The sequence below is a fragment of the Rhodothalassium salexigens DSM 2132 genome (assembly GCF_004341375.1).
Taxonomy (GTDB): domain Bacteria; phylum Pseudomonadota; class Alphaproteobacteria; order Sphingomonadales; family Rhodothalassiaceae; genus Rhodothalassium; species Rhodothalassium salexigens.
The window spans coordinates 48469-74262 of the sequence record NZ_SLXO01000005.1 but is presented as its reverse complement, the minus strand read 5'-3'; the positions used below and the strand labels follow the sequence as shown (position 1 = coordinate 74262).

The 25794-nt window shown below is 68.9% G+C and carries 20 protein-coding genes and 1 tRNA gene; 6 read left to right on the top strand and 15 right to left on the bottom strand.

From position 1 onward, the window contains the following. Positions 1–65 precede the first annotated feature (65 nt). The 10 genes from flbD to EV659_RS08060 all read right to left on the bottom strand — a co-directional run bounded on the left by flbD (position 66) and on the right by EV659_RS08060 (position 10853). Positions 66–1460 carry a sigma-54-dependent transcriptional regulator FlbD gene (gene flbD / locus EV659_RS08105; protein WP_132708375.1) on the bottom strand — a complete coding sequence of 465 codons (1395 nt, stop codon included), beginning with the start codon at positions 1458–1460 and terminating at the stop codon, positions 66–68. 84 nt (positions 1461–1544) lie between these two features. Then, positions 1545–2306 carry a motility protein A gene (locus EV659_RS08100; protein ID WP_132708374.1) on the bottom strand — a complete coding sequence of 254 codons (762 nt, stop codon included), beginning with the start codon at positions 2304–2306 and terminating at the stop codon, positions 1545–1547. Between the two features lie 34 nt (positions 2307–2340). Beyond that, positions 2341–2649: a flagellar motor switch protein FliN gene (fliN, locus tag EV659_RS08095; protein WP_420877598.1), complete on the bottom strand. Its 309-nt coding sequence runs from the start codon at positions 2647–2649 to the stop codon at positions 2341–2343. Between the two features lie 65 nt (positions 2650–2714). Then, the gene (locus EV659_RS08090; protein ID WP_165878793.1) at positions 2715–3485 is read right to left on the bottom strand and encodes a FliH/SctL family protein; all 771 of its coding nucleotides are present in this window, start codon (positions 3483–3485) and stop codon (positions 2715–2717) included. Beyond that, positions 3475–4488 carry a flagellar motor switch protein FliG gene (gene fliG, locus EV659_RS08085; protein ID WP_200287773.1) on the bottom strand — a complete coding sequence of 338 codons (1014 nt, stop codon included), beginning with the start codon at positions 4486–4488 and terminating at the stop codon, positions 3475–3477. The genes EV659_RS08090 and fliG overlap by 11 nt, the downstream gene beginning before the upstream one ends. 33 nt (positions 4489–4521) lie before the next feature. Further along, entirely contained in the window at positions 4522–6240 is a 1719-nt protein-coding gene (gene fliF, locus EV659_RS08080; protein WP_132708370.1) for a flagellar basal-body MS-ring/collar protein FliF, read from the bottom strand. A gap of 228 nt (positions 6241–6468) precedes the next feature. Further along, positions 6469–6762 carry a CtrA inhibitor SciP gene (sciP, locus tag EV659_RS08075; RefSeq protein WP_132708369.1) on the bottom strand — a complete coding sequence of 98 codons (294 nt, stop codon included), beginning with the start codon at positions 6760–6762 and terminating at the stop codon, positions 6469–6471. Between the two features lie 139 nt (positions 6763–6901). Further along, positions 6902–8266 carry a flagellar hook protein FlgE gene (locus EV659_RS08070; RefSeq protein ID WP_132708368.1) on the bottom strand — a complete coding sequence of 455 codons (1365 nt, stop codon included), beginning with the start codon at positions 8264–8266 and terminating at the stop codon, positions 6902–6904. Positions 8267–8357: 91 nt separating this feature from the next. Next, entirely contained in the window at positions 8358–9071 is a 714-nt protein-coding gene (locus EV659_RS08065) for a flagellar hook assembly protein FlgD (protein WP_132708367.1), read from the bottom strand. A gap of 15 nt (positions 9072–9086) precedes the next feature. After that, positions 9087–10853: a flagellar hook-length control protein FliK gene (locus EV659_RS08060; RefSeq protein ID WP_132708366.1), complete on the bottom strand. Its 1767-nt coding sequence runs from the start codon at positions 10851–10853 to the stop codon at positions 9087–9089. Positions 10854–11113: 260 nt separating this feature from the next. Here EV659_RS08060 and mnmA point away from each other — a divergent pair, with 260 nt between their 5' ends. The 4 genes from mnmA (at position 11114) to EV659_RS08040 (ending at position 16253) form a co-directional block, all read left to right on the top strand. Then, positions 11114–12295, top strand: coding sequence for a tRNA 2-thiouridine(34) synthase MnmA (mnmA, locus tag EV659_RS08055; protein WP_200287776.1), 1182 nt, complete (start codon positions 11114–11116; stop codon positions 12293–12295). A 156-nt stretch (positions 12296–12451) separates the two neighbouring features. Continuing rightward, the gene (locus EV659_RS08050) at positions 12452–14281 is read left to right on the top strand and encodes a sensor histidine kinase (RefSeq protein ID WP_132708365.1); all 1830 of its coding nucleotides are present in this window, start codon (positions 12452–12454) and stop codon (positions 14279–14281) included. 258 nt (positions 14282–14539) lie between these two features. Next, positions 14540–14616 (top strand) — tRNA-Met (locus EV659_RS08045). Positions 14617–14996: 380 nt separating this feature from the next. Next, positions 14997–16253, top strand: coding sequence for a sensor histidine kinase (locus EV659_RS08040; RefSeq protein WP_132708364.1), 1257 nt, complete (start codon positions 14997–14999; stop codon positions 16251–16253). A gap of 127 nt (positions 16254–16380) precedes the next feature. Here EV659_RS08040 and EV659_RS08035 read toward each other — a convergent pair whose 3' ends face one another. Beyond that, positions 16381–18345, bottom strand: coding sequence for a BCCT family transporter (locus EV659_RS08035; protein ID WP_132708363.1), 1965 nt, complete (start codon positions 18343–18345; stop codon positions 16381–16383). Between the two features lie 81 nt (positions 18346–18426). Next, the gene (locus EV659_RS08030; protein ID WP_165878792.1) at positions 18427–20169 is read right to left on the bottom strand and encodes a methyl-accepting chemotaxis protein; all 1743 of its coding nucleotides are present in this window, start codon (positions 20167–20169) and stop codon (positions 18427–18429) included. A gap of 275 nt (positions 20170–20444) precedes the next feature. On the opposite strand from EV659_RS08030, the gene EV659_RS08025 reads away from it, so the two are divergent. Continuing rightward, a complete protein-coding gene (locus EV659_RS08025) occupies positions 20445–21254 on the top strand; it encodes a glucose 1-dehydrogenase (RefSeq protein WP_132708361.1) in 810 nt (269 codons plus the stop codon). Positions 21255–21369: 115 nt separating this feature from the next. After that, positions 21370–21543: a hypothetical protein gene (locus EV659_RS14685; RefSeq protein WP_165878789.1), complete on the top strand. Its 174-nt coding sequence runs from the start codon at positions 21370–21372 to the stop codon at positions 21541–21543. Between the two features lie 213 nt (positions 21544–21756). On the opposite strand, the gene EV659_RS08020 is transcribed toward EV659_RS14685, so the two are convergent. Genes EV659_RS08020 through EV659_RS08010 form a run of 3 tightly spaced genes read right to left on the bottom strand, consistent with a single transcriptional unit; the run spans position 21757 to position 25731 of the window. Further along, positions 21757–22146 (bottom strand): YdbL family probable chaperone protein, encoded by a 390-nt coding sequence (locus tag EV659_RS08020; protein ID WP_200287778.1) that lies wholly within the window; start codon positions 22144–22146, stop codon positions 21757–21759. A gap of 4 nt (positions 22147–22150) precedes the next feature. After that, complete coding sequence (locus EV659_RS08015; protein WP_132708360.1) at positions 22151–22447, bottom strand: YnbE family lipoprotein; 297 nt, start codon at positions 22445–22447, stop codon at positions 22151–22153. Continuing rightward, positions 22444–25731, bottom strand: coding sequence for an intermembrane phospholipid transport protein YdbH family protein (locus EV659_RS08010; RefSeq protein WP_132708359.1), 3288 nt, complete (start codon positions 25729–25731; stop codon positions 22444–22446). Before EV659_RS08010 ends, EV659_RS08015 begins: the two co-directional genes overlap by 4 nt. Between the last annotated feature and the right edge of the window lie 63 nt (positions 25732–25794).

The window sequence follows — 25794 nt, the reverse complement described above, 5'->3', positions numbered from 1 at the left end:
TGCGTGTTCCTCTCAAGGGCCGCCGGGGTTCACGCCCCCCGGGCGCGGCCGATCCGCCGGGCCGGTCAGACCGGCGTCTTGTCGCCCCAGCCGGGCTGCGGCACCGACAGCCCCGCCGCCTCGTACTGGTTGAGCTTGTTGCGCAGGGTCCGGATCGAGATGCCGAGAATGTTGGCGGCATGGGTCCGGTTGCCCAGGCAGTGCTTGAGCGTGTCGATGATCAATTCCTGTTCCACCTCGGCGACGGTCTTGCCGACCAGGGCTTGCGCGCCGGCGTCGCCGTCGGCGGCGGCGCTATTGGCTCGATGGTCGGCGCTGTCGCTGCCGCCCGCCGGGGCCGTTGCTTCGACGCCTTCGGGACGGCTACCGTCGGGCAGCATGATGGCGTCCGGGCCGATCTCGTCGCCCTGGGCCAGCAGCACCGCGCGGTGCATGGTGTTTTCCAACTCGCGCACATTGCCCTGCCAGCGGTGACGCTTGAGGAACCCCATGGTGTCGGCGGCGATCGGCCGGTCGGGCATGGCGTTGGCTTCGGCGTACTTCTTGGCGAAATGCTGGGCCAGGGCGACGATGTCGGCGGGCCGGTCGCGCAGCGGCGGCACCCGCAGATTGACCACATTGAGGCGGAACAACAGATCCTCGCGGAACGTGCCCTCGCGCACCTCATGGGCCAGGTCGCGGTTCGACGTGGCGACGATGCGGATATTGACCTTGACCGGCTTGTTGCCGCCGACCCGGTCGATCTCGCGTTCCTGGATGGCGCGCAGCAGCTTGGCTTGCAGGCGGATGTCCATCTCGGAGATTTCGTCCAGCAACAGCGTGCCGCCGTCGGCTTCCTCGAACTTGCCGATGCGCCGCGCCACCGCGCCGGTGAAGGCGCCCTTTTCGTGGCCGAACAGCTCGCTTTCCAGCAGGTTCTCAGGGATTGCCGCGCAATTGACCGAGACGAAGGGCTTGCGCGACCGGTTCGACTTTTCGTGCACGTAGCGCGCGAACACCTCCTTGCCGGTGCCGCTTTCGCCGGTAATCAGGATGCTGGCGTCCGAACGCGCCACCTGTTCGGCCAGCTTGACCACCGCCAGGCTGTTCGGGTCTTCGAAGATGAACGACTTGCTGTCCTCGGCCACCGCTTCGAGCACCGCGGCGATCAATTCGGCCTCGGGCGGCAGCGGGATGTATTCCTTGGCGCCGTCGCGGATCGACTGGGCGGCCGACCGGGCATCGGTGCCGATACCGCAGGCGACCACCGGCACCGAGAAATGCTCGGCGCGCAGGTCGGCGATGATCGGCTTGATGTCCAGCGCCACATCGACCATCAACAGGTCGGCGCCGCGGCTGCGCAACAGCGAGAACGCCTGTTCGGCGTCGGGGGCATGGGTGACCTGGGCGCCATTGTCCATGGCGATCTGGCTCGCCGCGCCCAACTGGCCGTTCAACGTGCCGACAATGATCAACCGCATCTTCGTCTCCTCATCCGGCCTGTCATCCGGCGGTTTCGGTTCGGCGCCCGGCTTGCCGCACGGGCGTTCCCTGGCCGACCGGGATCAATCGAAATAGGCGATCCGGCGGGCCGGCGGCAGGATCGCGTTGATGGCCATTTCCAGACGGCGCGGGTTTTCCTGCCGCCCGATCGAACTCATCGCCAGCCTGTAAACCTCGTTGACCTGGGCGGTCTCGTCGGCGGCGCGCTGCACCTTGGTGGCCAGCGGGATCATCACCATGTGGGCCAGCACGATGCCGTAGAAGGTGGTCAGCAGCGCGATCGCCATGGCCGGGCCGATGGTGCTGGGATCGTTGAGCGAGGTCAGCATGTTGACCAGCCCGATGAGCGTACCGATCAGCCCCATCGCCGGCGCCACCTCGCCCAGCCGGCGCAGCACGTCGACCGCGAACAGATCCTTGGCGTTCCAGGTCGCCGCCTCGCGGGCCATGTGCGCGTCCACATCCTCGGGCGTGGCGCCGTCGATCAACAGCGCCAACCCGGTGCCGAGCAGCGAGCGCTCGTCGACCAGGGGCAGCGAGCGCTCCAGCGCCAGGATGCCGTCGCGGCGCGATTCCTCGGCCAGTTCCAGCGCCTGGACACCGGCATGGCCGGCGTCGGGCGCGTGCCCGAACGCCAGCCGCGCCAGCGCGCCGGGCAGGGCGGCCAGCTCCGCCGGCCGAAAACTGACCGCGGTTACCGCCGCCGAGCCGGCGACCACCACCACCAGTCCCACGGCGTTCAGATAGGCCAGTGGCTGTCCGCTCATGACCAGGGCCGCCACCAACAGGGCGAGCGCCAGGATCAGGCTTACCAACGTGCTCATACGGTTTCGTCCCGCCTGCTTGGCCCGCGTCCGGTCAAGACCGGTCGCTCTTGATGATCTCGGTCATGGTGACGCCCAGATGGTCCTCGACCAGCACCACCTCGCCGCGCGCCACCAGGCGGTCGTTCACATAGATGTCGATCGCCTCGCCGACCTTGCGGTCCAGCTCCAGCACCGCGCCCGGACCGAGCTTGAGCAACTGGCTGATTTCCAGGCGCGACTTGCCGAGCACCGCCTGCACCTTGACCGGCACGTCGTAGACCGGTTCCAGGTCCTGGGCCACGCGCTGGCCCTCTTCGGACGGCCCCAGCCCCTGGCTGCTGCCCTGGGTGGTGGTCTCCATCTCTTCCAGGTCCATGTCCTGACCACCGGTCTCGTCATTGTTCGCCATCGGCCCCGGTCTCCCGTTCAGGTCTTGTCTGGCCGGCCGGCGGAGGTGCCGTCCGGGGTGGTGGTGTCGCCAGGCGCGCCGTCGGCGGCCGGGGCGTCGGCGGCGCTGTGGCCGGTGACCGGCCCCTGGTCATCGGCCCCGTCGATCGAGCGGAGCAGGCTGTGGACGGCGTCGTCGACCGCCTTGGCCAGCCGGTCGCTGCTGAACTCGGCGCCGCCATTGTGCCATTCGACCCGGGCGTCGCCGGTGGCGAGTGTGCCGTCGCCGGCCAGGCTGACCTGACCGGTATAGCCAAGGCCCTCGATCACGTCGCTCAGGCGCTCGCGCACCGGCTCGACCAGATCGGGGGCGACGAACAGAGTCAGGGCCGGCGCGTCGCGCGCGTCGCGCACCGCCTGGGTCAGCACATCCTCGACCGCGGCATCGGCGAAGCGTTCCAGGGCGGCGGGCGCCATGGCGCGGGCCAGACGGTGGCCCAACTGCACAGCGCCCATTTCCAGCCGCTCGACCACCTGGGCGTGCTGGTGCAGCAGATGGGCCAGCGCGCGCGACACCGCGTCGACGGTTTGGGCGATCTGGGCTTCCAGCCCCGACACGGCGGCCTGCTGGCCTTCGCCGCGGCCGGCCTCCAGACCCTCAGCATAGCCCGACCGGTGCGCCTCGTCGACCTGCCGGCGCAGGCGGTCGATCTCGGCGGCGGCGTGGTCGACCTCCTCCTCCGCCGGCGCCTCGCCGAAGCGCTCGTCGAAGGTGAATTTGACCGGTTCGGCGGTGACCTTAATAGACAAGTTCGTCCTCGCCCTTGTTGTCGGCCAGGATGATCTCGCCGGTCTCGGCCAGATCCTTCGCCTTGTTCACCATTTCCACTTGTGCCTCGTCCACGTCGCGCAGGCGCACCGGACCCATGGCCTCCATGTCCTCGCGCAGGATCTTTGCCGCGCGCTCGGACATGTTCGAGAAGAACAGGTCGCGCACGCCGTCCGATGCGCCCTTGAGCGCGATCGCCAGGCGGTCCTTGTCCACGTTGCGCAGCAGGGTCTGCACGCTTTGCGGGTCCAACTCGCCCAGATCCTCGAAGGTGAACATCAGCGCGCGCACCTTTTCGGCGGACTCGCGGTTGCGGTCTTCGAGCGCGGTCAGGAACCGGGTCTCGGTCGACCGGTCCAGATAGTTGAAGATCTCGGCGATGGTCTCGTGGCTGTCGCGCTGGCTGGTGCGCGCCAGATTGTTCATGAACTCGATGCGCAGGGTCTGTTCGACCTTGTCGAGGATGTCCTTTTGCACCGATTCCATGCGCAACATGCGCATCACCACCTCCATGGCGAAATCCTCGGGCAGCACGCCGAGAACCCGCGAGGCATGTTCGGGGCGGATCTTTTGCAGCACCACGGCGACGGTCTGGGGGTATTCGTTCTTCAGATAGTTGGCCAGCACCACCTCGTTCACATTGCCGAGCTTGTCCCACATGGTGCGCCCGGCCGGCCCGCGGATCTCCTCCATCACCGAAGACACCCGGTCGGGCGGCAGGATCTTGCGCAGCAGCCGCTCGGTGCTGTCGAACGAGCCCTGCAGGCTGCCGGTGGTGGACACGCCGCTGGTGAACTCGATGAACAGTTTCTCGACCACCTTGGAATTCACCGAACCAAGGCTGGCCATGGCCTGGGACAGCTCTTTGACCTCGTCGTCGGAGAGCTGTTCCCAGATCGGCCGACCATAATCTTCGCCGATCGCCAGCATGAAGGCGGCGGCCTTGTGCGGGCCGGACATCTTCGCCAGTTCGGGATGTTTCATCAGGTTCATCTCCCCTGCCACGTCGTGCCGGCCCTACTCGCCATAGATCCAGTTGCGGACGATGGCGGCGGATTCCTCGGGGTGGTTCTGGACGATGTCGCCGACCTTTTTGAGGGCCGATTCCTGCACGCGGCCCTCGATCTGGGCCACGTCGATCTGCGATTCGATGCCGCGGGTTTCGGTCGACGGCAGGGTCTCGCCGCCGCCTTGCGCCTGCTGGAAGGCGGCCAGCGCCTCTTCGTCGCCGGATGCGGCGCGCGCCGCCAGTTCGGCACTGCTCAGACCGGCGCCGGCGGCCGGCGCGGCCAGCCGCGGCGCGCCAGGCGCGGCTTCCAGTGCCCCGCCGGTGGCCATCGCCTCGTCACCCTGCGCCGGCCAGCTCTCGATCAGCTTGCGCACCAACGGCAGCACGATGGTGAAGAAGATGACGAAGAAGACCACCGCGATCAGCACGGTCTGGATCAGCGGCACCAGATTGCGTTGCGCGAAGCCCATGATGGTGTCGGTGGGCAGTTCGGGCGCCACCCGTTCGGGCTGGGCGAATTCCATGTTGACCACGTCGACGGTATCGCCGCGTTCGGGGTTGTAGCCGATCGCCGATTGCACCAGCCGTTCGAGCGCCTGTAACTCCTCCGCCGTGCGGTCGCTGTAGGTGGCGTTGCCCTCGGCGTCGGTGCCGCGCTTGCCGTCCACCAGCACCGAGGCGGTGATGCGGTCGACCTCGCCCGGCTCGCGCACCCGGGTGCGCTCGGTGGTGGAGAACTCGAAGTTGGAGGTCTCCACCAACCGCTCGGAGCTTTCGGTGATCGATGCCGAGGCGCCGTTGCCTTCGTTTTCCGGCAGGTTCTCCGCCACCGATACGCTTTCCAGCGGTTCGTTGGAGTTGGTGGTTTCCTCGGTGATCGAGGACGACCGCGCCACCTGGGTGTTGGGGTCGACGATGCGCTCGGCCTGGGTGGTGCGGGTCATGTCCAGGTCGATGGCGACCTCGGCGCGCACCCGGTCGCGCCCGACCACCCGTTCGAGCTGCTGTTCGATCTTGCGGCGCAGTTGGGTTTCCATGGCCAGCCGGCGCTCTTCCATCGACCCCATCATCATGGTGGTGGGGTCCTGGGGCTCGCCCTCGGCCAGCAGTTCGCCGTTCTGGTCGACGATCGAGATGCGGGTCGGCTTGAGCTGCGGCACCGCGCCGGCGATGATGTTCTGGATCGCGCGCACCTGCGGGCGTTCGAGCGCACCGCGGGTTTTCAGCACCACCGAGGCCGAGGCGGTCTGTTCGTCGCGGCTGAACAGTTCGCGTTCGGGCAGCACGATGTGCACGCGCGCGCCGGCGACCTGGTTCATGGCCATCAGCGTGCGGGTGATCTCGCCTTCAAGGGCGCGCAGGCGGTTGATGTTTTGCACGAACGAGGTGGTGCCGAGACCTTGGGATTCGTCGATGATCTCGTAGCCCATTGGCCCGGCCAGACCCTGGCCGGCGAGCGCCACGCGCAGATTGTCGACCCGGTCGCGCGGCACCATGACCGTGGTGCCGCCGTTTCGCAGTTCGTAATTGACCCCCTGGGCGTCGAGTTCCTGGACGATCTGCTGGCTCTGGGACAGTTCCAGATCGGTGTAGAGCAGCCCCATGGGCGTCTCGGAAAACTGAGTGGCGAACAGAAAAATGCCGGTGAACACCGCGATGACGGTGGCGATGCCGGTCACCAGACGGCCGATGCCGATCTGTGCCAAAAGGTCGGATAAGCGCTCCAACGGACAACTCCGCGGCCGGAGGGGACATTCCCGCGAGCCGCTGACGGCCCGACGTTGGCAGCCACGCTAGAGGGCTTGTGTAAAGAGACGGTTAAAGGTGGGCAGAAATTGCCTATTTAGCTCAAACGGTTCGCAACTTTGCCGGAGCAGGTGGCAGCGCCCGCGGGAGGATGGTCGGTGGGCCGGCCGGGTCGGGTGCGGCCGGCGGCCGGGCGGCACGGGGCGGCCTCAGATCGGGTGGGGGTCGTCTTCGCCCGAGCCGCTGCGGTACTCCTGGGCCCGGGTGACGCGCAGGCCGGGCAGACCGTTGCGGTCGATGGCCTGCTGCCAGGAAAGAAACTCTTCGACCGAGAGCGAATAGCGCCGGCATGCCTCTTCGAGGGTGATCAGCCCACCGCGCACCGCGGCGACCACCTCCGCCTTGCGCCGGATCACCCAGCGCTTGGTGCTTGGCGGCGGCAAGTCGTCCCGCGTCATGGGCTCGCCCGTCGGACCGACAACATACTCAGGCGTGTCATTCATGCTCGGGTCTCTCCTTACCGGATGCAAGGTACTGACCCCGATTTTAACAAAGCCCTAAACGCCTTGGTTAATGCCGGTTAAACGAGGGCCGGTGCGGCGGTTTTGCGCGCCGCACCGGAAACCTTCAAGGCGCCTGAGCCTAGATGATGTTGGTCAATTCCTGCAAGATCTCGTCCGAGGTTGAAATAACCCGGGCATTGGCCGAGAAACCGCGCTGGTTGACGATCAGGTCGGAAAACTCCTGGGCCAGGTCGACGGTCGACTTTTCGACCGCGCCGGATTTCAAGGTGCCGCTGCCGCCGCGCCCGGCGATCGAGAACTGGGCGTTGCCGCTTTCGGCATTCTGCCGGAACACGCCGCCGTCGTCGGCGGTCAGCCCATTGGGGTTGTTGAAGGTGGCCAGCGGCACCTGGAAGATATCGCGGCTGACGCCATTGTCGAAATTGGCGGTGACCGTGCCGTCTTCACGGATATCGACGCCGATCACTTCGCCGAACACGGCGCCGTCGGTGTTGTCGAGCACGCTGAACAGGGCGTCGTTCTGGTTCAGGCCGTCGGGGCTGGCGATGGTGCCGACGCCGAAATCGACGGTCTGGGTGTTACCGCTGGCCGCATAGGTGACGTCGACACCGATGCTGGCCAGGTCGCCCGGCGTGTTGACGGTGGTGCCCGGTGTGGTCTGCGCACCACCGGCGGCCACCGAGTCCGTGACCAACTCTTGCAGCGTGCCGTCGGCGTTGAAGCGCGCCGTGGCCGAGAACAACAGGCCGTTGGGGTGCGCCGTGGCGTCGAGCAGGCTGGGGTCCTGGGCGACCGCCTCGATGCGGTATTCGTCGGCGCCGGTCTGGACGAAGCCGACGTCGACCAGCGTCTGGTTGCCCTGGCCGTCGAAGATCGACACCGTGGTGGTCTCTTGGGCGGTGACCGTGCCGTCGGCGATCTGGCCGATGGCTGCGGCCAGCGAGCCGCCGGTGGGGTTGGCGGGCAGGTTGCCGAACAGGGTCGAGGTCTGGGTCGGGTCGGCGGTGCCGGCGATCGCCTGGGTGTTGATCGGCTGGTAGCTGTTGGTGTCGGTCGGGCTGGCGGTCAGGTTGCCGTCGGCGTCGAGCGGGATGCCCAACAGCGTCTTGCCCGAGGTATTGACCAGATTGCCGTTCACGTCGGGCACGAAATTGCCGGCGCGGGTGAACTCGATCGAGCTGTTGTCGGTGGCGATATTGTCGCGCACCACGAAAAAGCCGCTGCCGCGGATGGCCACGTCGGTGGAACGCTGGGTCGGCTCCGGCAGGCCCTGCTGGTCCACATAGCGCCGCGCCGAGATCGACACCCCGCCGGGGTTGTAGCTGGTCGTGCGCGTGCCGTCGTTGATGAGCGATGCGAACGTGCCTTCCGAGCGCTTGTAGCCCACCGAATTCACGTTGGCGATATTGTCCGAGACGATGTTGACGCCCTCGCTGAAGGCGGACACACCGCTGACGCCGGTCGTCAAAGCTGCAAAGGCCATGGGATTCTCCTAGTTCAAGGCGGTGTCGGTCATGGTTCGGTCATCATGGGGCCGGCCCGGCGGCTGTGCCGGAGCGGCGAAACGGGTTGGTTCAGGGCGCCGCCACGGGCGTCGTGCGCGGGGTCGACAGGGCCAGCACGTCGGCCATGTCGACGCTGCGGCCGCCGATCGACAGCTTCGGGTCGGTGCCGCTGGTGTCGACCGCGGTCACCTGATCGGTGACGAACAGGCTCGGCGTCACATCGCCGCCGCCGTCGGCGGCTTCGGCCTTGACGCGCAGGGTGTAGGCGCCGGGCGGATGGCGGTCGCCGTTCTTGTCCAGCGCCGGGAAGAACAGATCGTGTTCGCCGATGCCGGTCTTGCCCTCGGTGTCGAACACCACCCGACCGTCGGCGTCGAGCACTTCAAGCTCGGTCTCGCGGGCCTGTTCGGGCAGGCGGTAGCTGAACCGGATGCCGTCGTCGGTGGCGTCCAAACGCCCGGTATCGCCGGCGATCTTGGCTTCGTTGCCGAGGAAGCCGACGGCGGAAAACGCCTGGTTGCCGCCCAGCTTGGTGCTGATCTCTTCGAGATAGTCGTTGGCCCGGATGTCCTGTTCGACGCCGGCGAATTGCACCAGTTGCTGGGTGAACTGGTTGCTGTCCATGGGCGCGGTCGGGTCTTGCTGCTGCAACTGCGTGGTCAGGATGGTCAGGAAGGTGTCGAAATCCTGAGCGAAGCCGATCCCCGAGGTGGACGACCCCTGGCCGTTGGCCGCAGCGGTGGCCTGGGCGGCGGCACTTTGGGTGCTGTCGATGGCGGTCATGGCGCTGTCCTCTCGTTAAACCGTGATGTCCACGCCGTTGGCGATGCGCGGGTCGATGAAGTCGCGAACGTCGATCACATGACCGGTCATCGGCTCCGCGTCGGCGCCGTTCTGGCGCGCGGCACCGCCCGGTCCCGGCCAGCCGGCGCGGTTCTCGCGCCGGCCAAGGGCGGTTTCGAGGGCGGTGTTGGCGTCGTCCGACAGCGTGAATTCCAGGCTGTCGCCATTGGTCTCCAGCCCCGCATCCTGCAGGGCGCGCTCCAGCGATCGGGCATCGCGCTGAAGCAGATCCAGGGTCTCGCGACGGTCGGCCGTCACATTGGCGCGCACGCGGCCCTGGTCGAATTCAAGCCGCACCGCCACCCGGCCCAACTCGGCCGGCTGCAACTGAACGGTGAAGCGGGTCTGGCCTTCGGCGACCGCGCGCTGTACCTGAACCGCGGTCTGGTCGGAGGCAGGTGCCCGACCGCCCTGGCGGTCGTAGCGCGCGGGTGTGCCGCCACGCGCCAGGGCATTGAGCACGCCGGCGCCGGCCTGGGCCTGTTGGGCGGTCATGCCGGTGATCGACTGGGCGCCCTGGGCGCCGTCGCCCTGCACGGCGCCGGTCAGCGACCGGACCGCGGCCCCTTGCCCTTGGCCGTAGCCTTGACCGCCGGCCTGGCCACCGGTTTGTCCGCCCTGGGTCGGCACCGCCCGGACGACCGGGCGCGGCGGCGTGAACATCAGGTCGGCGATGGTCTGGCGCAGCCGCTGCGCGTCCGCTTCGCCGCTAGCGCCGGCGGTTTGTGCCGGTCCCAACGGGTCGCCGCCGCCCAGCAAGCGCTTGAGCGCGGCGTCGCCCCCGCCGGCTGTCAAGCCGTCGAGGCCGATGCGCAGCGCCTGGGCGTCCGAGCCGCTCAACAACGCGCCGCCGCTGCCGGTAGCCGTAAGGTCCGCGATCCCCGCGCCGGTCGGACTTGTGCCTGCGAATGCAGCGCCGTGACCGGCATCGCCGCGTCCGGCGGCCGACGCGATCAGGCTGCCCAAAAAGGTCAACTTGCTGTCCGAGGCCGCGCCGGTGCCGGCGCCTGCCAGCGGCTCGGGCGTCCGGCCGACCTGGCCGTGCGCCTCGCGCGCTTCGGCGCGGGCTGTGTCGCTACGGGTCGCGTCGGCCGCCGCATCGGTTCGGGCTGTCTTGGCGGCTTGCCCGGTGGCCGGCCCCATGGTGGCTTGATCGGTGGCGTCCGCGCTCGCTGCCGCGCGGTCGGGCGCAATCCGGGCGACGATCATGTGTCCGGCGTCGAGCCCCAGGGCCTGGGCGGTCTCGGGCAGCATCAGAATGCCGACGCTGGCGGGGTCGCCGGGGTTGGCGGGTGGGATCTCGACCATGGTAATCTGGTCGGCAAGGCTGGTCGGCAAGCCCATATCGGCCAGGACTTGCTTGACTTCTTCGTCATTTAGCAGATTGACGCCGTCGGCCTGGGCCAACGCGCGGGTGAGCCCCTGCGGATCGTTCTGTCTCGTCGAGGCGAGGCAGAACGCGTCGAAGGCACTGCGCAGACCGGTCGGCAGATCGGCCCGGTTGGCGGTGTCGGCGGCTGGGCGCTCGGCGGGCTGACCTGCGCCGGTTCGGGCCTCGACCAGGGCGGGGTCGACGACCCGGAACACCGGCGCCGCGCCGAGCGCCTTGGCCGACCCGGCGTCCGGCCGCCCGGTGCTCGCTCCAGGCGCGAAGGTGCTGGCAGGGGCGCTGTGGGTGCCGCCGATGGCGGACAAAAACGGGTTCATCTCGGTGCCTCGCATACAATCGCTCGACCGCACTGAAGCAAAAGGCGGGCCAAGTGCCGTTTGCCCGCTCGTCGTTTGGGAGGGCGCGGTTTTCCGGTCTCGGCGCAATCGGTTCGGGCGTGCCGGCCGGATTGCTCCCGGCGCCGGTGGCGGAGCTTGCCGGGTCGGATTTGCCGATGCCGAGCGGTGGTGCGGGACCGGGCAGCCGAGCGAAGGCGGTCCGTCGGCATCCTTCTCTTGAGCTTGAAGGACCGGTGCCTTACATGACGGGCATTATGATGACCGCCGATGACCTGTCCGATCTGTTCCCGGCCTGGACGCCGGGCACACCCAATGCGCTGGGGTTCGACCGCGCGCCCGGTGACACCCGCGTGGTCGTCGCCATGTCGGGCGGCGTCGACAGTTCGGTGACCGCGGGGCTGTTGCACGCGCTCGGCTTCGAGGTGATCGGCATCACTCTGCAACTCTATGACCACGGCGCGGCGGTGCAGAAGAAGGGCGCCTGCTGCGCGGGCCAGGACATTCACGACGCCCGCCGGGTCGCCGAGCGGCTGGGCATCCCGCACTATGTGCTGGACTATGAAAGCCGGTTCCGCCAGTCGGTGGTCGACGATTTTGCCGACAGCTATATTCGCGGCGAAACCCCGATCCCGTGCGTGCGCTGCAATCAGACGGTGAAGTTTCGCGACCTGTTGGGCACCGCGCGCGACCTGGGCGCCGATTGTCTGGCCACCGGCCACTATGTGCAGTGCGTGCCGGGGCCGGACGGCCGGCAGTTGCTGCGCGGCACCGACCGCAACCGCGACCAGGCCTATTTCCTGTTCGCCACCACCGCCCAGCAGCTCGATTTCCTGCGCTTTCCCCTGGGCGGGCTGGAAAAGGACCGGGTCCGGCAATTGGCCGACGCCATGGGCCTGCCGGTGGCCGACAAGCCCGACAGCCAGGACATCTGTTTCGTGCCCAATGGCGACTATGCCCGGGTGATCGAGGGCCTGCGTCCCGGCGCCGCCGAGCCGGGCGATATCGTCCATGTGGACGGCCGACGGCTGGGCAGCCACCAGGGCATCATCCACTACACCATCGGCCAGCGCCGGGGCCTGGGCGTCGGCGGCGAGGGCGAGCCGGTCTATGTGGTGCGCCTGGAGCCCGACACCCGGCGGGTCGTGGTCGGCCCCAAGGAGGCCTTGCTGGCCGCCGGACTCGACGCCAAGGAAGTGAACTGGCTGGCCGAGCCGCCGGGGCCCGAGGGGCGCGCGGTGACGGTCAAGATCCGCAACACCGCCGAGCCGGTGCCGGCGCGCGTGGTGCTGACCGGCACCGGTGCCACGGTCACCTTCGACCGCCCCGAGGCGGGTGTGTCGCCGGGTCAGGCGGTGGTGTTCTTTGACGGCGAACGGGTCTTGGGCGGCGGCTGGATCACCCGCGCGGAAAGCGCCTACGCCATGCGCGCCGCCTGATCGAGCCCGGCGCCGGCGGCGCTATCGGGGGGGCGGCGGTTCCGCTGGCCGGCGGGTGCACCTGGGCCGACGGCGGGGCGGGATATTTACCTCTTCTAAGAGCATGTAAAAAGCTTTAAGGTACCCCATTGAGCGGCGTAGCTGAGGGGGTGGTGGATGCTGACGCGGGCAATCCTTCGACTTGGTTCGGGGCTGCGCGCGCGCTGGACCGGCAACCGGCCGGAGCTGGGCGATTTGGCCGACATGCTCCGCAACCGCCAGTTCATCCACCTGGTTGAGCAGATTCCGCTGTTCTCGCTGGCCAACGCGATCAATGCCTGCCTGCTTTTGTGGCTGTTGTGGGGCCGGGTGCCGGCGGAACCGTTAGCGCTGTGGGCGCTGGCCATCGTCGGCGTTAGCGGCCACCAGCTTTGGCTTTATGTACGCAACCGGCACAAGGCGTTGCCGCTGGTCATCACTGCGCGGCCGCTCAACCGCGCCATGGTCTGGTCGCTGGTGATCGGGGCCATCTGGGGTCTGGGGGTTGCGTTTTTGTTCCCGGCCGGAGACCTGGCGGGGCAGTTGATGCTGATCCTGTTCCTCGGCGGCACCTGTGCCGGCGTGGTCGCGCTCGCCGCGCCGCTGCCGATGGTCACCAACGCGTTTCTGGTGACCGCCCTCGGCCCGGTGTTCGTGCGTCTGGTAAGCGAGCCCGGTAGCACCCATCTGCCGATCACCGCGGCGTTGCTGGTGTTCACGGCGGGGCTCGTGTTGGCCGCCCGATCGGGCTTCGAGACCTTCGTGCAGATGATCCGCGCCACCGATCGGGCGCAGACCGCGCACAGCAATCTGGTCGATGCGCTGGAGTGCAGTTCCAAGGCATTTGCGGTCTACGACCGGCAGGGCCGCACCGTGGTGCGCAACCGCCTGCACCGGCAGTTCTTCCCCGGCGATCCGGTCGCGCCCGCGCCGTTCGAGGGCAGCCGGTGTCGCGCCCACGGGCCTGGGCGCTGGCTGCAATCGTCGGTTCGGCGGACTAGTCGCGGCGGCATCGTCGAGGTGCATGGCGACGTCACTCAACTCAAGGACAGCGAGGCGGCCTTGCGTGAGGCGCGCGACGCCGCGGCGGCGGCCAGCCAGCTCAAATCGCATTTTCTGTCGCTGATGAGCCACGAGTTGCGCACGCCGCTCAACGCGATCATCGGTTTCGCCGAGGTGCTGCGCGACCGCGCCCGGGGCGGTATGCCCGATGACCAGACCGGCGAGTTCGCCGACCTGATCGTCGACAATGGGCGCAGTTTGTTGACCATGGTCAACGATGTCTTGGAACTGTCGCGCGTGCGTGCCGGCGCCTTCGAGGGGCGGGAAGAAACCGTCGAGATGCACCGAATGGTCGCGCGCGCGATCGACGGCGCCGCGCGCCCGGGTCCGGGGGTCGAGGTGGCACCGGTGGATGTGGCGGACGATCTGTTGGTGCGCGTCGACCGACGGGCGCTGCGCACCGTGCTTGATAAGCTTCTGGAACGGGCGGTGATCGCCTGCGGGGCGTCGGGGCGGGTGACCGTGGTCGGTGGTCTGGTCGAGTCCGGTCCGGACACCGGCGGCCTGTGGCTGACCGTCGACGATACCGGTGCGGCACCGACCGCCGAGGAAGCGGCGGCGGCGCAAACCCTCGATGGTGTCGGCCTGGCGGACGTCGCGCGCGACCTGGCGCGCACCGGCGGCCCCCGTGGCCCGGTTGGCCCGGTTGGCCCGGTTGGTACGGGAGGGGCGGCCGATTTGGACCTGGACGACCGGCACCGCGCCGGGGCGTTGCACATCGGATTGTCTCTCGCAGCGGCGCTCATGGCCCATCATGGCGGGCGTCTGACCTTGACCGCAGCCGACCGCGGTGGGGCGCGCGCCCATCTGGTGTTCCCGGCCGAACGGGTGCGCCGGCGTCCCGCTGACGCTGCGGCTGCCGACGGCGGTCGGCCCGTGCCCACCGTGGTGACGTTCCGGTTCTGATCGGGCGGGATGCGATCGGGCTGGCGGGTGGCCGGGCGGGATGCGGGCCCGCGACGGTGTGCCCGGCCGGCGGCGCCGCCCGTGCGCCCAACCCGCGGCGGTACTCAGAACCCGCGGTGGCTCCCTCAGCCCGTGGCGGCACAGGAGGGGGCGGTTCAGGGGAGCGGGGTTTTTTCTCTTGAAAGGCTTGACGCGCCCGCGGCGACTGGGTACTAGGCCGGGTCTCAGGCGGGCGCGTTCGCGCCGCCCGGCCATCGGGGCGGAGTAGCTCAGCTGGTTAGAGCAGTGGAATCATAATCCATGTGTCGGGGGTTCAAGTCCCTCCTCCGCTACCACCCCACCCCTGTCCTCGTCGCTTCCTCCCAGATCTCCTCGCCGCCTGTGCGCCGTGCTGGCGTCGTGCGTCGGCGCGGTCCGGTCACCGGCCGCTCCACGGCGCTTGGCGTTCTTTGCTCTCATGCCCGCGCGTGTCCGCTCCTGGCGCCGGCCTCGCCGCCGCAGGCATGACGGCACATGACGGCATGTGGCGGGCGATCTGTCCCCTATCGGGCCGGACACGCTTCGATTGGTGGCAATAAAATGATAAAAGCACCTGGAAGATGTCATTCAACGGGCAGCTTTTTCCTTAATCCTGGCGTTGATTTACTTCATGGTAACGCGACCGGTGGTTTTCTTGACGATCAGTTTCCCGTGTCGCATCAAGGAATTTGTGTGAATGGACTTCATCGATTGGCTGTTCGACACATCGGGTTTTGCGCCGCATGGCTACTGTCTGATCTGGGACCCATGGCTGCTGGCCATGACCGTCACGTCCGACGGGCTGATCGCCGCGTCCTATTTCGCCATTCCGGCGGCGCTGCTGGTGATTGCGCTCCGGCGCCCGGATTTGGGCGGGCGGCGGTATCTCTGGTTGTTCGCAGTGTTCATCATCACCTGTGGGATCACCCATGTGATGTCGGTGGTGACCTTGTGGGAGCCCTATTACGCTCTGGCCGCCAGCTTCAAGGCGTTGTGTGCCGTCGCCTCGGTGATGACCGCGACGATGATTTGGCCGTTCCTGCCGCGTGTGCTTTCGGTGCCCAGCGTTCATACCCTTGAGGCCACCAACGCCCGGCTGTTGCGCGAGATCGCCGAGCGCGAGCAGGCCGAAAAACAACTGGCCACCGTGAACGCGACGCTTGAGGAGCGCATTCGCAAGCGTACCGAGGATTTGCACCGGCTCAATGACCAGTTGGAACAGGCCTATCTCAAGGCCGAGTCCGACCGTGCGGCAAAGAGCCAGTTCCTGGCCCAGATGAGCCACGAATTGCGCACGCCGCTCAACGCCATTCTCGGCTTTGCCGAGATCCTCAAGGACGACGCGCTAAACCGCGACCTGGCTGCCCCCTATCGCGACTATGCCGACAACATTCACCGCTCGGGCAGTCACCTTCTGGCGATCATCAACGATCTGTTGGAGATGTCGCGGATCGAGTCCGGTCGATACGATCCCAATCTTACCGATCAGCCGATCGTGCCGCTGATCGAGGAGCATGTGGAGATGCTCGCGGTCACCGCAAAGGATGGCGACGTCACCTTGGAGGAGGACTATGACGACGATCTGGGGACCGCGTGCGTGGATGCCAAGCTGATCCGTCAGGTGATGGGCAATCTGATCAGCAACGCCATCAAGTTCACCGAGCCCGGCGGCTGGGTTCGCGTGTTCGCCCGGCGCAAAGCCGATACCTTGACGCTCGGCGTGGCGGACTCGGGCATCGGCATCACGCCCGACCAACAGGAAAACGTGTTCGAGCCCTTTATCCAGGACCGCCAGCGCCAGGGGCAGGTGCAGCAAGGCACCGGGCTCGGTCTGGCCATCGTCAAGGCCGCCGCGGAGATGCACGGCGGCGATGTGGGCATCAAGAGCCGCCCCGGCCAAGGCACGACCATCTGGATCGACTTGCCGCTGGCGTCGGAGGACGAGCGGGTTTGAGCCAGTTCGCCAGCCGCCCAACGAACGAGCCCCGGGGCAAACGCCGCGCCGCCGGGTCGCCGCCGCACCTCACCCGCTGGGTGGCGTGCCGCCGTCGCCCCAACTGCGGCGGCGATCGCCCGGGGCGCTAAACCGCCAGATGCAGCACGTGCATGTGCTTGTCGTATTGCGACAGAATGTCGGCGATCACCTGGTCTTTCGAATAGCCCATCACGTCGTAATGCTCGGGCCCGGTCTGCAGATAGACCTCGGCGCGGTAGTGCAGGCGGCTGGTGCCGCCGCCACTGGGCATTTCGGGGAACGCGAAGGACGGCGTGCGATAGCCGCGGGTGCGGATCTCGTAGACGAAATCGTCTTGTTCGCCGTGGCGCACGTCAAGCCGCACCCGGCCGTCGGTGTGGGTGACGTCGGCGGTCATGCCGCTGGCGCGCACCTCTTTGGCAACCGCGTCGAGCGCCGGCTGGGCGGTGTCGGCCAGGAACCGCGCCACCGCGTCGCGTGAGTAATGGCGCACGATGTTGCGCAGTCGGGTCTGCCAGGTGGCCGACGCCCCCGAAATCGGCACCCGCGGCGGCGTCGAGCGGGTCACGCGTTTGGCCGCCGCTTCCATACGCAGCCCCTTGAGCAGCGAAAAGCAGATCGCGATGATCACTACCGTGAACGGCAGGGCCGAGCCGATAGCGGCGCTCTGCAACGCCACCAGTCCGCCGGCGAGCAACAGGGCGGCGGCCACCACGCCTTCCGAAACCGCCCAGAAGACGCGCTGCCAGACCGGCGGTTCGGCGCTGCCGCCCGAGGTGATCATGTCGATCACCAGCGAGCCCGAGTCCGACGAGGTGACGAAAAAGGTGATCACCAGCGCCGTCGATAGCCCGGCCGAGATCGACGATAGCGGTAATTCTTCCAGCATGACGAACATGGCGGTTGGCATGTTGTCGCGCGCCGCCGCCGAAATCGCGCCGCCATTGCCCGACAGTTCGATCGACAGCGCGGTGTCGCCGAACACCGTCAGCCACAGGAAGGTAAAGCCCACCGGCACGAACAGCACACCCATGACGAACTCGCGGATCGTCCGGCCGCGGCTGATGCGGGCGATGAACATGCCGACGAACGGCGACCAGGCGATCCACCAGCCCCAGTAGAACAGCGTCCAGCCGCCGACCCAGTCATTGGGTTCATAGGCGTAGAGCTGGAAGGTCAGGTCGGCCAGGTCGGACAGATAGGTGCCGGTGTTCTCGACAAAGGTCTGCAGGATGAACTCGGTCGGGCCGACCACCATCACGAACAGCAACAGCCCGAGCGCGAACAACAGGTTCAATTCGCTCAACCGCTTGATGCCGCCGTCCAGCCCCATGACCACCGAGATGGTCGCCAGCCCGGTGATGCCGGCGATCAGCACGATCTGCATGGTCGTGTTGTCGGGAATGCCGAACAGATGGGCGAGCCCGGCATTGACCTGCATGACCCCGACGCCGAGCGAGGTGGCGACGCCGAACATGGTGCCGAGCACGGCAAAGATGTCGACGGCGTGGCCGATGCGGCCGTGGATGCGCTTGCCGAGCAGCGGATAGAGCGCCGACCGGATGGTCAGCGGCAGGTCGTGGCGAAACGCGAAATAGGCCAGCGACAGGCCGACCACGATGTAGATCGCCCAGGCGTGGATGCCGTAATGGAAGAAGGTCAGCTTCATGGCTTCGCGCGCGGCGTCCACCGTGCCGCCCGCCCCTTCGGGCGGTTCGACGAAGTGCATGACCGGCTCGGCGACGCCAAAGAACAACAGCCCGATCCCCATGCCGGCGGAAAACAGCATGGCGAACCAGGACAGGTGGCCATATTCGGGCTCCGAATTGTCGGGGCCCAATCGAATATGACCGTGGCGCGACATGCCCAGGTAGAGCACGAAAACCAGAAAGCCGGCGACCGACAGCAGGTAGAACCAACCGAAGGTGTCGGTAATCCAGTCGAGCGCGTGGGTCAGCACCGGTTCGGCATCGGCGCCGAACGCCACGCCCAGCCCGGCCAGGGTCAGGATCAGCCCCGCCGAGACGAAAAAAACCGGCGGGTTGATTTGAGGGTCGCGATCATCGGCCATGGGGTACCCGTCTGTTCCTTACCAAAGCCCGGGCTTCTATCAGGTTTTTGGGGCCGCTGTACACGTTTTCGCGATAGCGGGTCAGGCCGACTGCAACTGGGCGACGAAGGTGTCCGACTGCGCGCGGAGCCGGGACGACTGGGTTTGCAGGGTGCGCGCGGCCTCGCCCACATCGGCGGCATGGCTGCGCGTCGGCTCGGCAGCCTCGTTGACCGAGCGGATCAGCCGGGCCAGATGGTCGGTGCCGTCGGCGATCTCGGCCACCGAACGGACGATCCGCTCGGTGGCACGACCCTGTTCCTGCACCGCCGCGGCGACGGTGGTCGAGACCGCGCCCAGATCGTTGATCGTCCGCGTGACGCCGCCGATGGCCTCGACGGCCTCGCCGGTGGCCCCTTGAACCGAGGTGATCAAGGCCGCGATGTCGTCGGTGGCGCGCGCCGTCTGTGTGGCCAGCGACTTGACCTCTGCCGCCACCACGGCGAAGCCCTTGCCGACCGCGCCGGCACGGGCCGCCTCGATGGTCGCATTGAGCGCCAGCAGGTTGGTCTGCGCGGCAATGTCGGCGATCAGGTCGACCACATCGCCGATCCGCTGTGCTGCCTCGGCCAAGCCGGTCATGGTCTCGGACGTGGTCTCGGAGCGGTCGACGGCGTCGCGGGCCAGGGCGGCGGCGCGTTCCACCTGGCTTTCCACATCCTGGACCGAGGCTCGCATGCTGTCGGTTGCCTTGGCCACCTCGCGCGCCGCCCCGCTGGTCTGGTCCACCGAGACCATGGCGTCCTGAGCCGCTTGGCCGGTATGCGTCGCCAAGTCAAGGAGTTGGGCGGCCGCGGTGTCCACCTGGGCGGCCTTGTCCGAGACCGCGCCGACGACGGTGGCGATATCGGTGTGGAACTGGTTGGCAATGTCCGCGCGCAGCGCTCGGGATGCGTCCTGGCGTTGGCGCTCGGCGTCGGCGGTGCGTTGGCGGTCCTGCTCCTCGCGTGCGCGCTCGGCCTGTTCGTGGCGGCGGGCTTCGGCGCTGCGTTGGCGCTCCACTTCGGCCTGTTGGCGCTCGGCCCGGCGTTTCTCGGCCAGGGCGGCCCGAAACCCGGTCAGGGCCCGGGCCATGTCCCCCAGTTCGTCACGGCGGCTCTGACCGGGGATTGCCACGTCGGCGGTTTCGTTGTCGCTGAGTTGGCGCATGGCAAAAGCGATTGCCTTCACCGGTCGGCTGATGTTCAGCGACAAGCCACCGGAAATGCCGGTACCCAACAGCACCGACGCCAGCGATAGCCAGATGATCCGCCGGCGTGTGGCCCCGACCTGGGCTTCGCCTGCCGGACCCAGCCGATCCTGGGCGGCCTGAAGCCGGTTTTGAAGCTGATCCAGATCGTCCGCCAGTGTGGGGCCGATGGTGTCGAGCCGCTCGGCCAAGGCCGTGGCCTTGGCCGTTCGGTCCGGGCCGGTGGCGGGCGATGGGGTGATGGCGGTCAGGGCGCCGAACACCTGTCCGTAGGTGGTGCTGGTGTCGCTCAATCGCTCGAGCAGGCGGGCGGTCTCGGGGTCCTTCACGATGGTGGCGATCTGCCCGCGCATGGCGTCGATCTCGGCCAGGTTGGCCGTGACCTCGTCGGCGAATCCGGTGCCGAGCCCGAGCCGGAACTTCAGCGCCGCCAGCCGTGCTTGCATGAAATCTTCGGCCATATCGGCGACCAACATCTGCGCGCGGGCGGTTGCCCGGTAGCTCTTGAACAGATCGCCGGTGTCGCTCACCCCGCGGATGCCAAGCCACGAAACCAGCGCCACGAAGGCGGTGGTGACACCGGCCAGAAGCGCCATCTTTGCGCCAACGCGAAGGTGATTGAACATTTGTTGCCACCCTGACTGATTGGATGGCGAGACGGTAAAGATTTGCCGTTTAAGGGAGAGTTAATTGCAATAGCAGGTTTCCGTAGCCGCGACGATTTTGTGTCAACAAATTGTCGCAGCCTGCGGCCGGTAGCGCTGTTTTCGGCGCATTTCGGGGCTTGCGCTCGCGTGTTGGGGCGTAGACAGGCCGGATTCATATCATTAGGGGAGGGCGCCACCTCATCCTGGCGTTGAAAGGAGATATAATGACTCGTCTGGCTGGTAAGGTCGCCCTGGTGACCGGCGCGGTGCGCGGCATCGGACGTGCAATCTGCGAACGGTTTTTGGACAATGGCGCGACGGTGTTCCTGGCCGATATCGACGCCGAAGAAGGCGGCGCGCTGGCCGAGCATCTGGGCGCGCGCGCCACGTTCCTGCACCTGAACGTCTGCGACGAGGATCAGTGGCAGGCGGTGATCGCCCAGGTGGAGCGGCTGGCGGGCAAGCTCGACATCCTGGTCAACAATGCCGGCATCACCGGTCTGGCCGAACACAGCGGCCCGCAGGACCCGGAGAACACCACGCTCGAAGAGTGGTGCCATGTGCACCGGATCAATCTCGATGGGCTGTTCCTGGGCTGCAAGCACGCGATCCGGTCGATGAAGAAGACCGGCGGCGGCAGCATCGTCAACATGTCGTCGCGCTCGGGGCTGGTGGGCATTCCCGCAGCGGTCGCCTATGCGTCGAGCAAGGCGGCGATCTTGAACCACACCCGCTCGGTCGCCCTCTACTGCGCGGGGCAGAACTACAATATCCGCTGCAACGCGGTGGCGCCGGCGGCGATCATGACGCCGATCTGGGACGCCATGCTGGGGCGCGACGGCAATCGCGACGCCCGGGTGGCGCAGATCGAACGCGGCATTCCGTTGGGCCATATGGGCACGCCCGAGGATGTGGCGGGCGCGGTGCTCTATCTGGCCTCGGACGAGGCCGCCTACATGACCGGTACCGAATTGCACGTGGACGGCGGCATCCTCGCCGGCGCCGCCGCCGCGCCCCAGGGCAGCGTGGAATAGCGCCGCCGGTCAGCGCCCAAGCCGCCGCCGGACCGGGACAGCCCGGCCCGGCGGCCTTGATCAGCGGGGCGGTCGGGGCGATCTGTGCGGCATGGCCTTAAGCACAGGAGATCCGATGATGTCAGAGCGCGACCGAAACCAGCCCGACCCCGGCCACAAGACGCCCGAGGACGAGGTCGACCCGGTCGACGAGGCGTTGGAAGAGACCTTCCCGGCCAGCGACCCGCCGGCCTTCACGCCGCAACCGGCCCCGGACAGCGATTGTAACGCCGGCAAAAACAACCGCTGATCCGCCGCCGGCGCGCGGTGCGCTTGCGCCGGTCCGTCAGGAGCCAAGTGCCGCGACGCCATCCAATCGCCCCCGGCCCCGGGGGGCAGATCGGGCCGTGCGGTCACTTGGGCGCCGGCGCCCATGGATGGCCGCGCCGCCTGACCGCGGCTCGCAACGACAGTCTGGGGGCAAGCCTGGTCGGCCGGCTCGGACCGTCGGGGGCGGCGGGGGCTATTTCTTGCGCCAGCGGCCGGCGGCGTCCTGGAAGTACTGGCCCTTGGGCAGGCTGGCGATTAGTTGCCGGCCGGCGCGCGCCTGCACGGCGCTGAGCGGCGTGTTGGTATCGGCGGCGATGCGGCGATACTCGGCCAGGCGTTGCTGGTTGATGGTGTCAACCAGGCGCTGGATCGCCGGGCTCGGATTGCTCGATACGGCGCCGACCAGACCGTCGGGCTTCTCGCCCACCTGGCCTTGTGCCTTGGCCTGCGCCAACTGAGACTGCTGCGCCTGGGCTGCCCCCGGGGCGGGCTCGCCCATGAGCGGGGCCAAGGGGTTGCCGGGGATGGCGCCGGCGAACGTGAGGGCTGCGGCGGCAAGTGCCGGGCGGATCATGGTGCGCATGGTCTTATCTCCCTGAAGTCGGGGTCTTGTTGGGCTCGCTGGCGGCCGGCTCGGGCAGGTCCGCCGGGTCGACCCCAAACAGCGCCGGGTTCTGTTTGATCAGATCCAGCAGTTCCTTGTCGATTTCGAGGCGCTTCTGCTCGGTGATATTGACGTTGACGTCGAAGCGGATCGGCTCGTCGGGCGCCTGGAGCTTGACCGACGGCGTGCACGCGGCGGCCAGCAGGGCGCTGGCGCCGGCCGCTGCCAACGCGGTGTGGCGGCGACCCGGCCGGAACCGGGCGGGGGTGGGGCGGATCATGGGCGGTTCTCCTGTTGCGGGTGGCCGCGCTCGGGCGGGCCATCCGGGTCTCGCTGGCGGTCTTGCTGTTGTTGCTGTTGCTGTTGCTCGTAGAGGCGGCGCAGTGACTGGCCCGTGCGCGCGGCGCTTTCCACCGCGCTGACCAGCGGGCCGTTGAGGCTGACATTGAGTTCCACCGGGTGACCGTCGAGGAAGTCGGGATTGTTGCCGGCCGCCGACAGGGTCAACACCTGGCGCGCCAGGCTGTCGCCCGCCAGCGTCAGCGAGAGCGTGTCATAGTGAAAATTCTGCAACGCCTGTCGCAACATCCGGGTCCTCACATCGTCGCCCTGCAAAAATGCTGGCGGCTGGTCGGGAACGTAGCGCAGAACGCCGGTGGTGGCAGCCTGCAAAACGCCGTCGTCGACGCCGATGCCGTCGCGCCCCAGCCGCACCGGCAGCCGGCCTTCAAGCGTGCCGTCGCCGGCCAGCCCGTCGATGCCGGCGACCTGGAACAACTGTCCCAATGACACGCCGTCGGCGGCGAGCGTCGCCTTGATGGTACCGGGGTCCGCTGTATCGACGATGAATGGGTCGGCCCGGAGCGTGCCGCCGGCGAGCCGGAAGCGCGCATCGGTGACCCGCACGGTGCCGTCGGGCCGCAGGTCGAGGCGGACCAGACCGTCGGTGAACGGTGCGCCCATGTCGAGCAGGTCGAGCGTGACGCTCTGCGGTTCGGGCGTGGTGGGCGGCACCAGGCCGTCGAGGGCGAAGCGCGTGGCGATGCCCTTGACCGGGCTGCCGGCGACCGTGGCGTCGAGCCCCTCGACGCGGAGCGTGCCGCCGCTGTCGCTCAGCCCCGCGCCGGTCCAGGCCAGGTGGGCGTCGCCCGCCACCCGACCGGCGAGGTCGCCGGCGACGGTGGCGGCCAGGGGCGACAGGTCGGCCAATTCCGCGACCCCGGCCATGAACTCGATCGGCGCCAGCGCGATCTGCGCCCGGCCGGTGCCCGAGGCCGGGTCGTGGCGGCCGGTCAACTCGGCGACGAAGACACCGAACAGATCGCTCAGCCGCGCCGACAGCGCCAGAGGCCCCGGTGCGTCGGCCGGCGTATCGGCGGGCGTGTCGGGGGCGGGCGTGTCGGCGGCGGGCGCTGCGCTCGCGGTCAGGGTCAGCGGCGCCCACAGCGCCGGCTCGGCGGTGCTCAACAGGTCGATGATGTCGAGCCGGGCGTGGCGCAGGCGGCCTTGGGCGACCGTCGCGCGGCCCTCGATGCCCTGCGCGCGCAGGCCGGGGTCGGTCAGGGTCAGCGCGCCGTCGCCAAACCCAAGCGTGGCGTCGAGGTCGCCGGGGGCGGCGCCGGCCTCGGCGTCCAGGGTCAGGCGCGGCCAGGTGCCGGCGATCTCGCGCCCCCCGGCGTCGCCTGGTGCCGGCGTCAGCCGGGCGGTGGTGTCGGTGGCCGGGCTCTCAAGCGCCAGGGTCAGGCGTCGCGCACCCAGGTCATAGCGGGCCAGCGGTCGAGCAGCACCGTCATCGTCCGTTGCCGCGGCGAGGCAGGGCAGGGCCGAGATGCTCAGTCGCTGGCCGCCCACGGCGATGCTGTCGAGCCCGAGCGCCAGGCAGGCGTCCGGCAGGGCTGCGAGGATGGCGTCTTCGTCCAGTGTCAGGCGCCCCGACCAGCGCGCGCTGGCGCCGGTCAGGGTGGCGTCGCCTAAGGTGGCGTCGGCGCGCGCGCGAACGCTGCCCTCGAAGGCGCCCGTGAGCCGCCCGCCCGTGTCCAGTGCCGCCGACAACCGGCCCGAAAGCGCGTCGAGCGCCGCCCGCAGCTCCCGGGCATCCCCCTGGGCGTCACCAAGGGCGAGGGCGACGGGCTCGGTGCGCGCGTCGAGCGACCGGGCGTCGAGGGTCAGGCGCGCACCGTCGCCTTGGCGGCGCACGGTCCACTGGGTCCGGGCGCTGGCCCGGCCGAGCGCGTCGACGCTGGCGTCGAGCCGGGCGCTGGCGTCGAGGCCGTCGGGTCCGAGCGTGGCGGCGAGGTCGGCCACGGTGACGCGCAGCGGCGCCGGTGCCCGGTCGGCCAGGATCGCGGGCCAGAGCGCCGGTGCCGGGGTCAGGCGCACGGTCAGCGGTTCGGGCGCTCGAAGGCTCAGCCGGTCGAGCGGCCCGCTGGCCCGCAGCACCCACCGGGCGTCGGCGGCGGTGACCCGGTCGGGGATCGCCACGGCCTCGGCGGTCAGCGTCGCGCGGGCGTCGAGCGTCGGTGCGGGCCCCAGGTCGAGCCGGCCGTCAAACTCGACGGTCGCGCGCCCTTGGCTGTTGGCCGGCATGGGGTCGGGCAGGGCGGCGGCGAGGGCGGCCAGCGGCAGCGCCCAGCGCCCGGCGACGGTGAGGCGGTCCAGGGCGCTCCCGTCGCTCGGGGCGCCCCCGTCGCCCTCATCCCCCCCGTCGCTCAGGGCGTCGCCCTGGGGGCGGGCGGCGGGCGACCAGCGCGCGGTCAGCGTGCCTTGGGCGGGGCTTCGGGGGCTGGCGGTCAGGCGCAGGGTGGCGCCTTGGGGCTGGGCGGTGGCGGTCAGGCGCAACGGCGCCCAGGCCCGGCCGGCGGCCTCGGCGGTGGCGATCTCCCAGGCGAGGTCGGCGGCGGGGGCAGGGCTCAGCGCCACCGTTCCGGCCAGCGCGCCGGCCAGCCGCCGGTCGCCCTGGTCGAGCGCGGCGCGCTCGGCGGCAACGCGCAGGCCGGTGTCGCCGCGCCGGACCCGCACCGCGTTCAGGGCGAGCCGGGCGGCCGGTGCGCCGACGCCAGCGGTCGCCGTCACCCGGTCGACGGTCAGGGTCTCGACCGGCCAGGGCAGGGCGGCGGGGGCGGCTGCCGGGTCGCGCGGCGGCGGCGTGAAGCCCGGCAGCAATGCGGCGTCGGGGCCTTGGGGCCATAATGCGGCGGCGATGGTGCGCGCGTGAACATGGGCCAGATCGCCGGCGGCCAGGCTCGCGGCGGTGGCGCGCAGGGTCAGGTCGGTGACGGTGAGCGCCGGCGTGGGCGCGCCCAGTTCTGCCCGTGCGATGCGCAGGCCCAGGCCCTCGGCCCAGGGCCGCGGTGCCCAGCCGACGCCTTGCAGCGTCACGTGCTCGAAGCCCGCGTCGTGGAGCGCGCGTTGGGCCAGGAAGCCGGCCAGCGGCGGCCCGCCGGCCCAGAGCCCGATGGCACCGCCACCGCCGAGCGCGGCGAGGGTCAGGGCGGCAACCGCCAGGCGGCGCCGGGCAGGGCGGCGCGGCGGGCGGGGCGGCAACGGCGGGGCGGTGTCGGCCATGGTCGGTCCCGGTCAGCGAAGGCTCAAGACAGAAGAGCCGATCTGTGAGGCCATAGCATGACG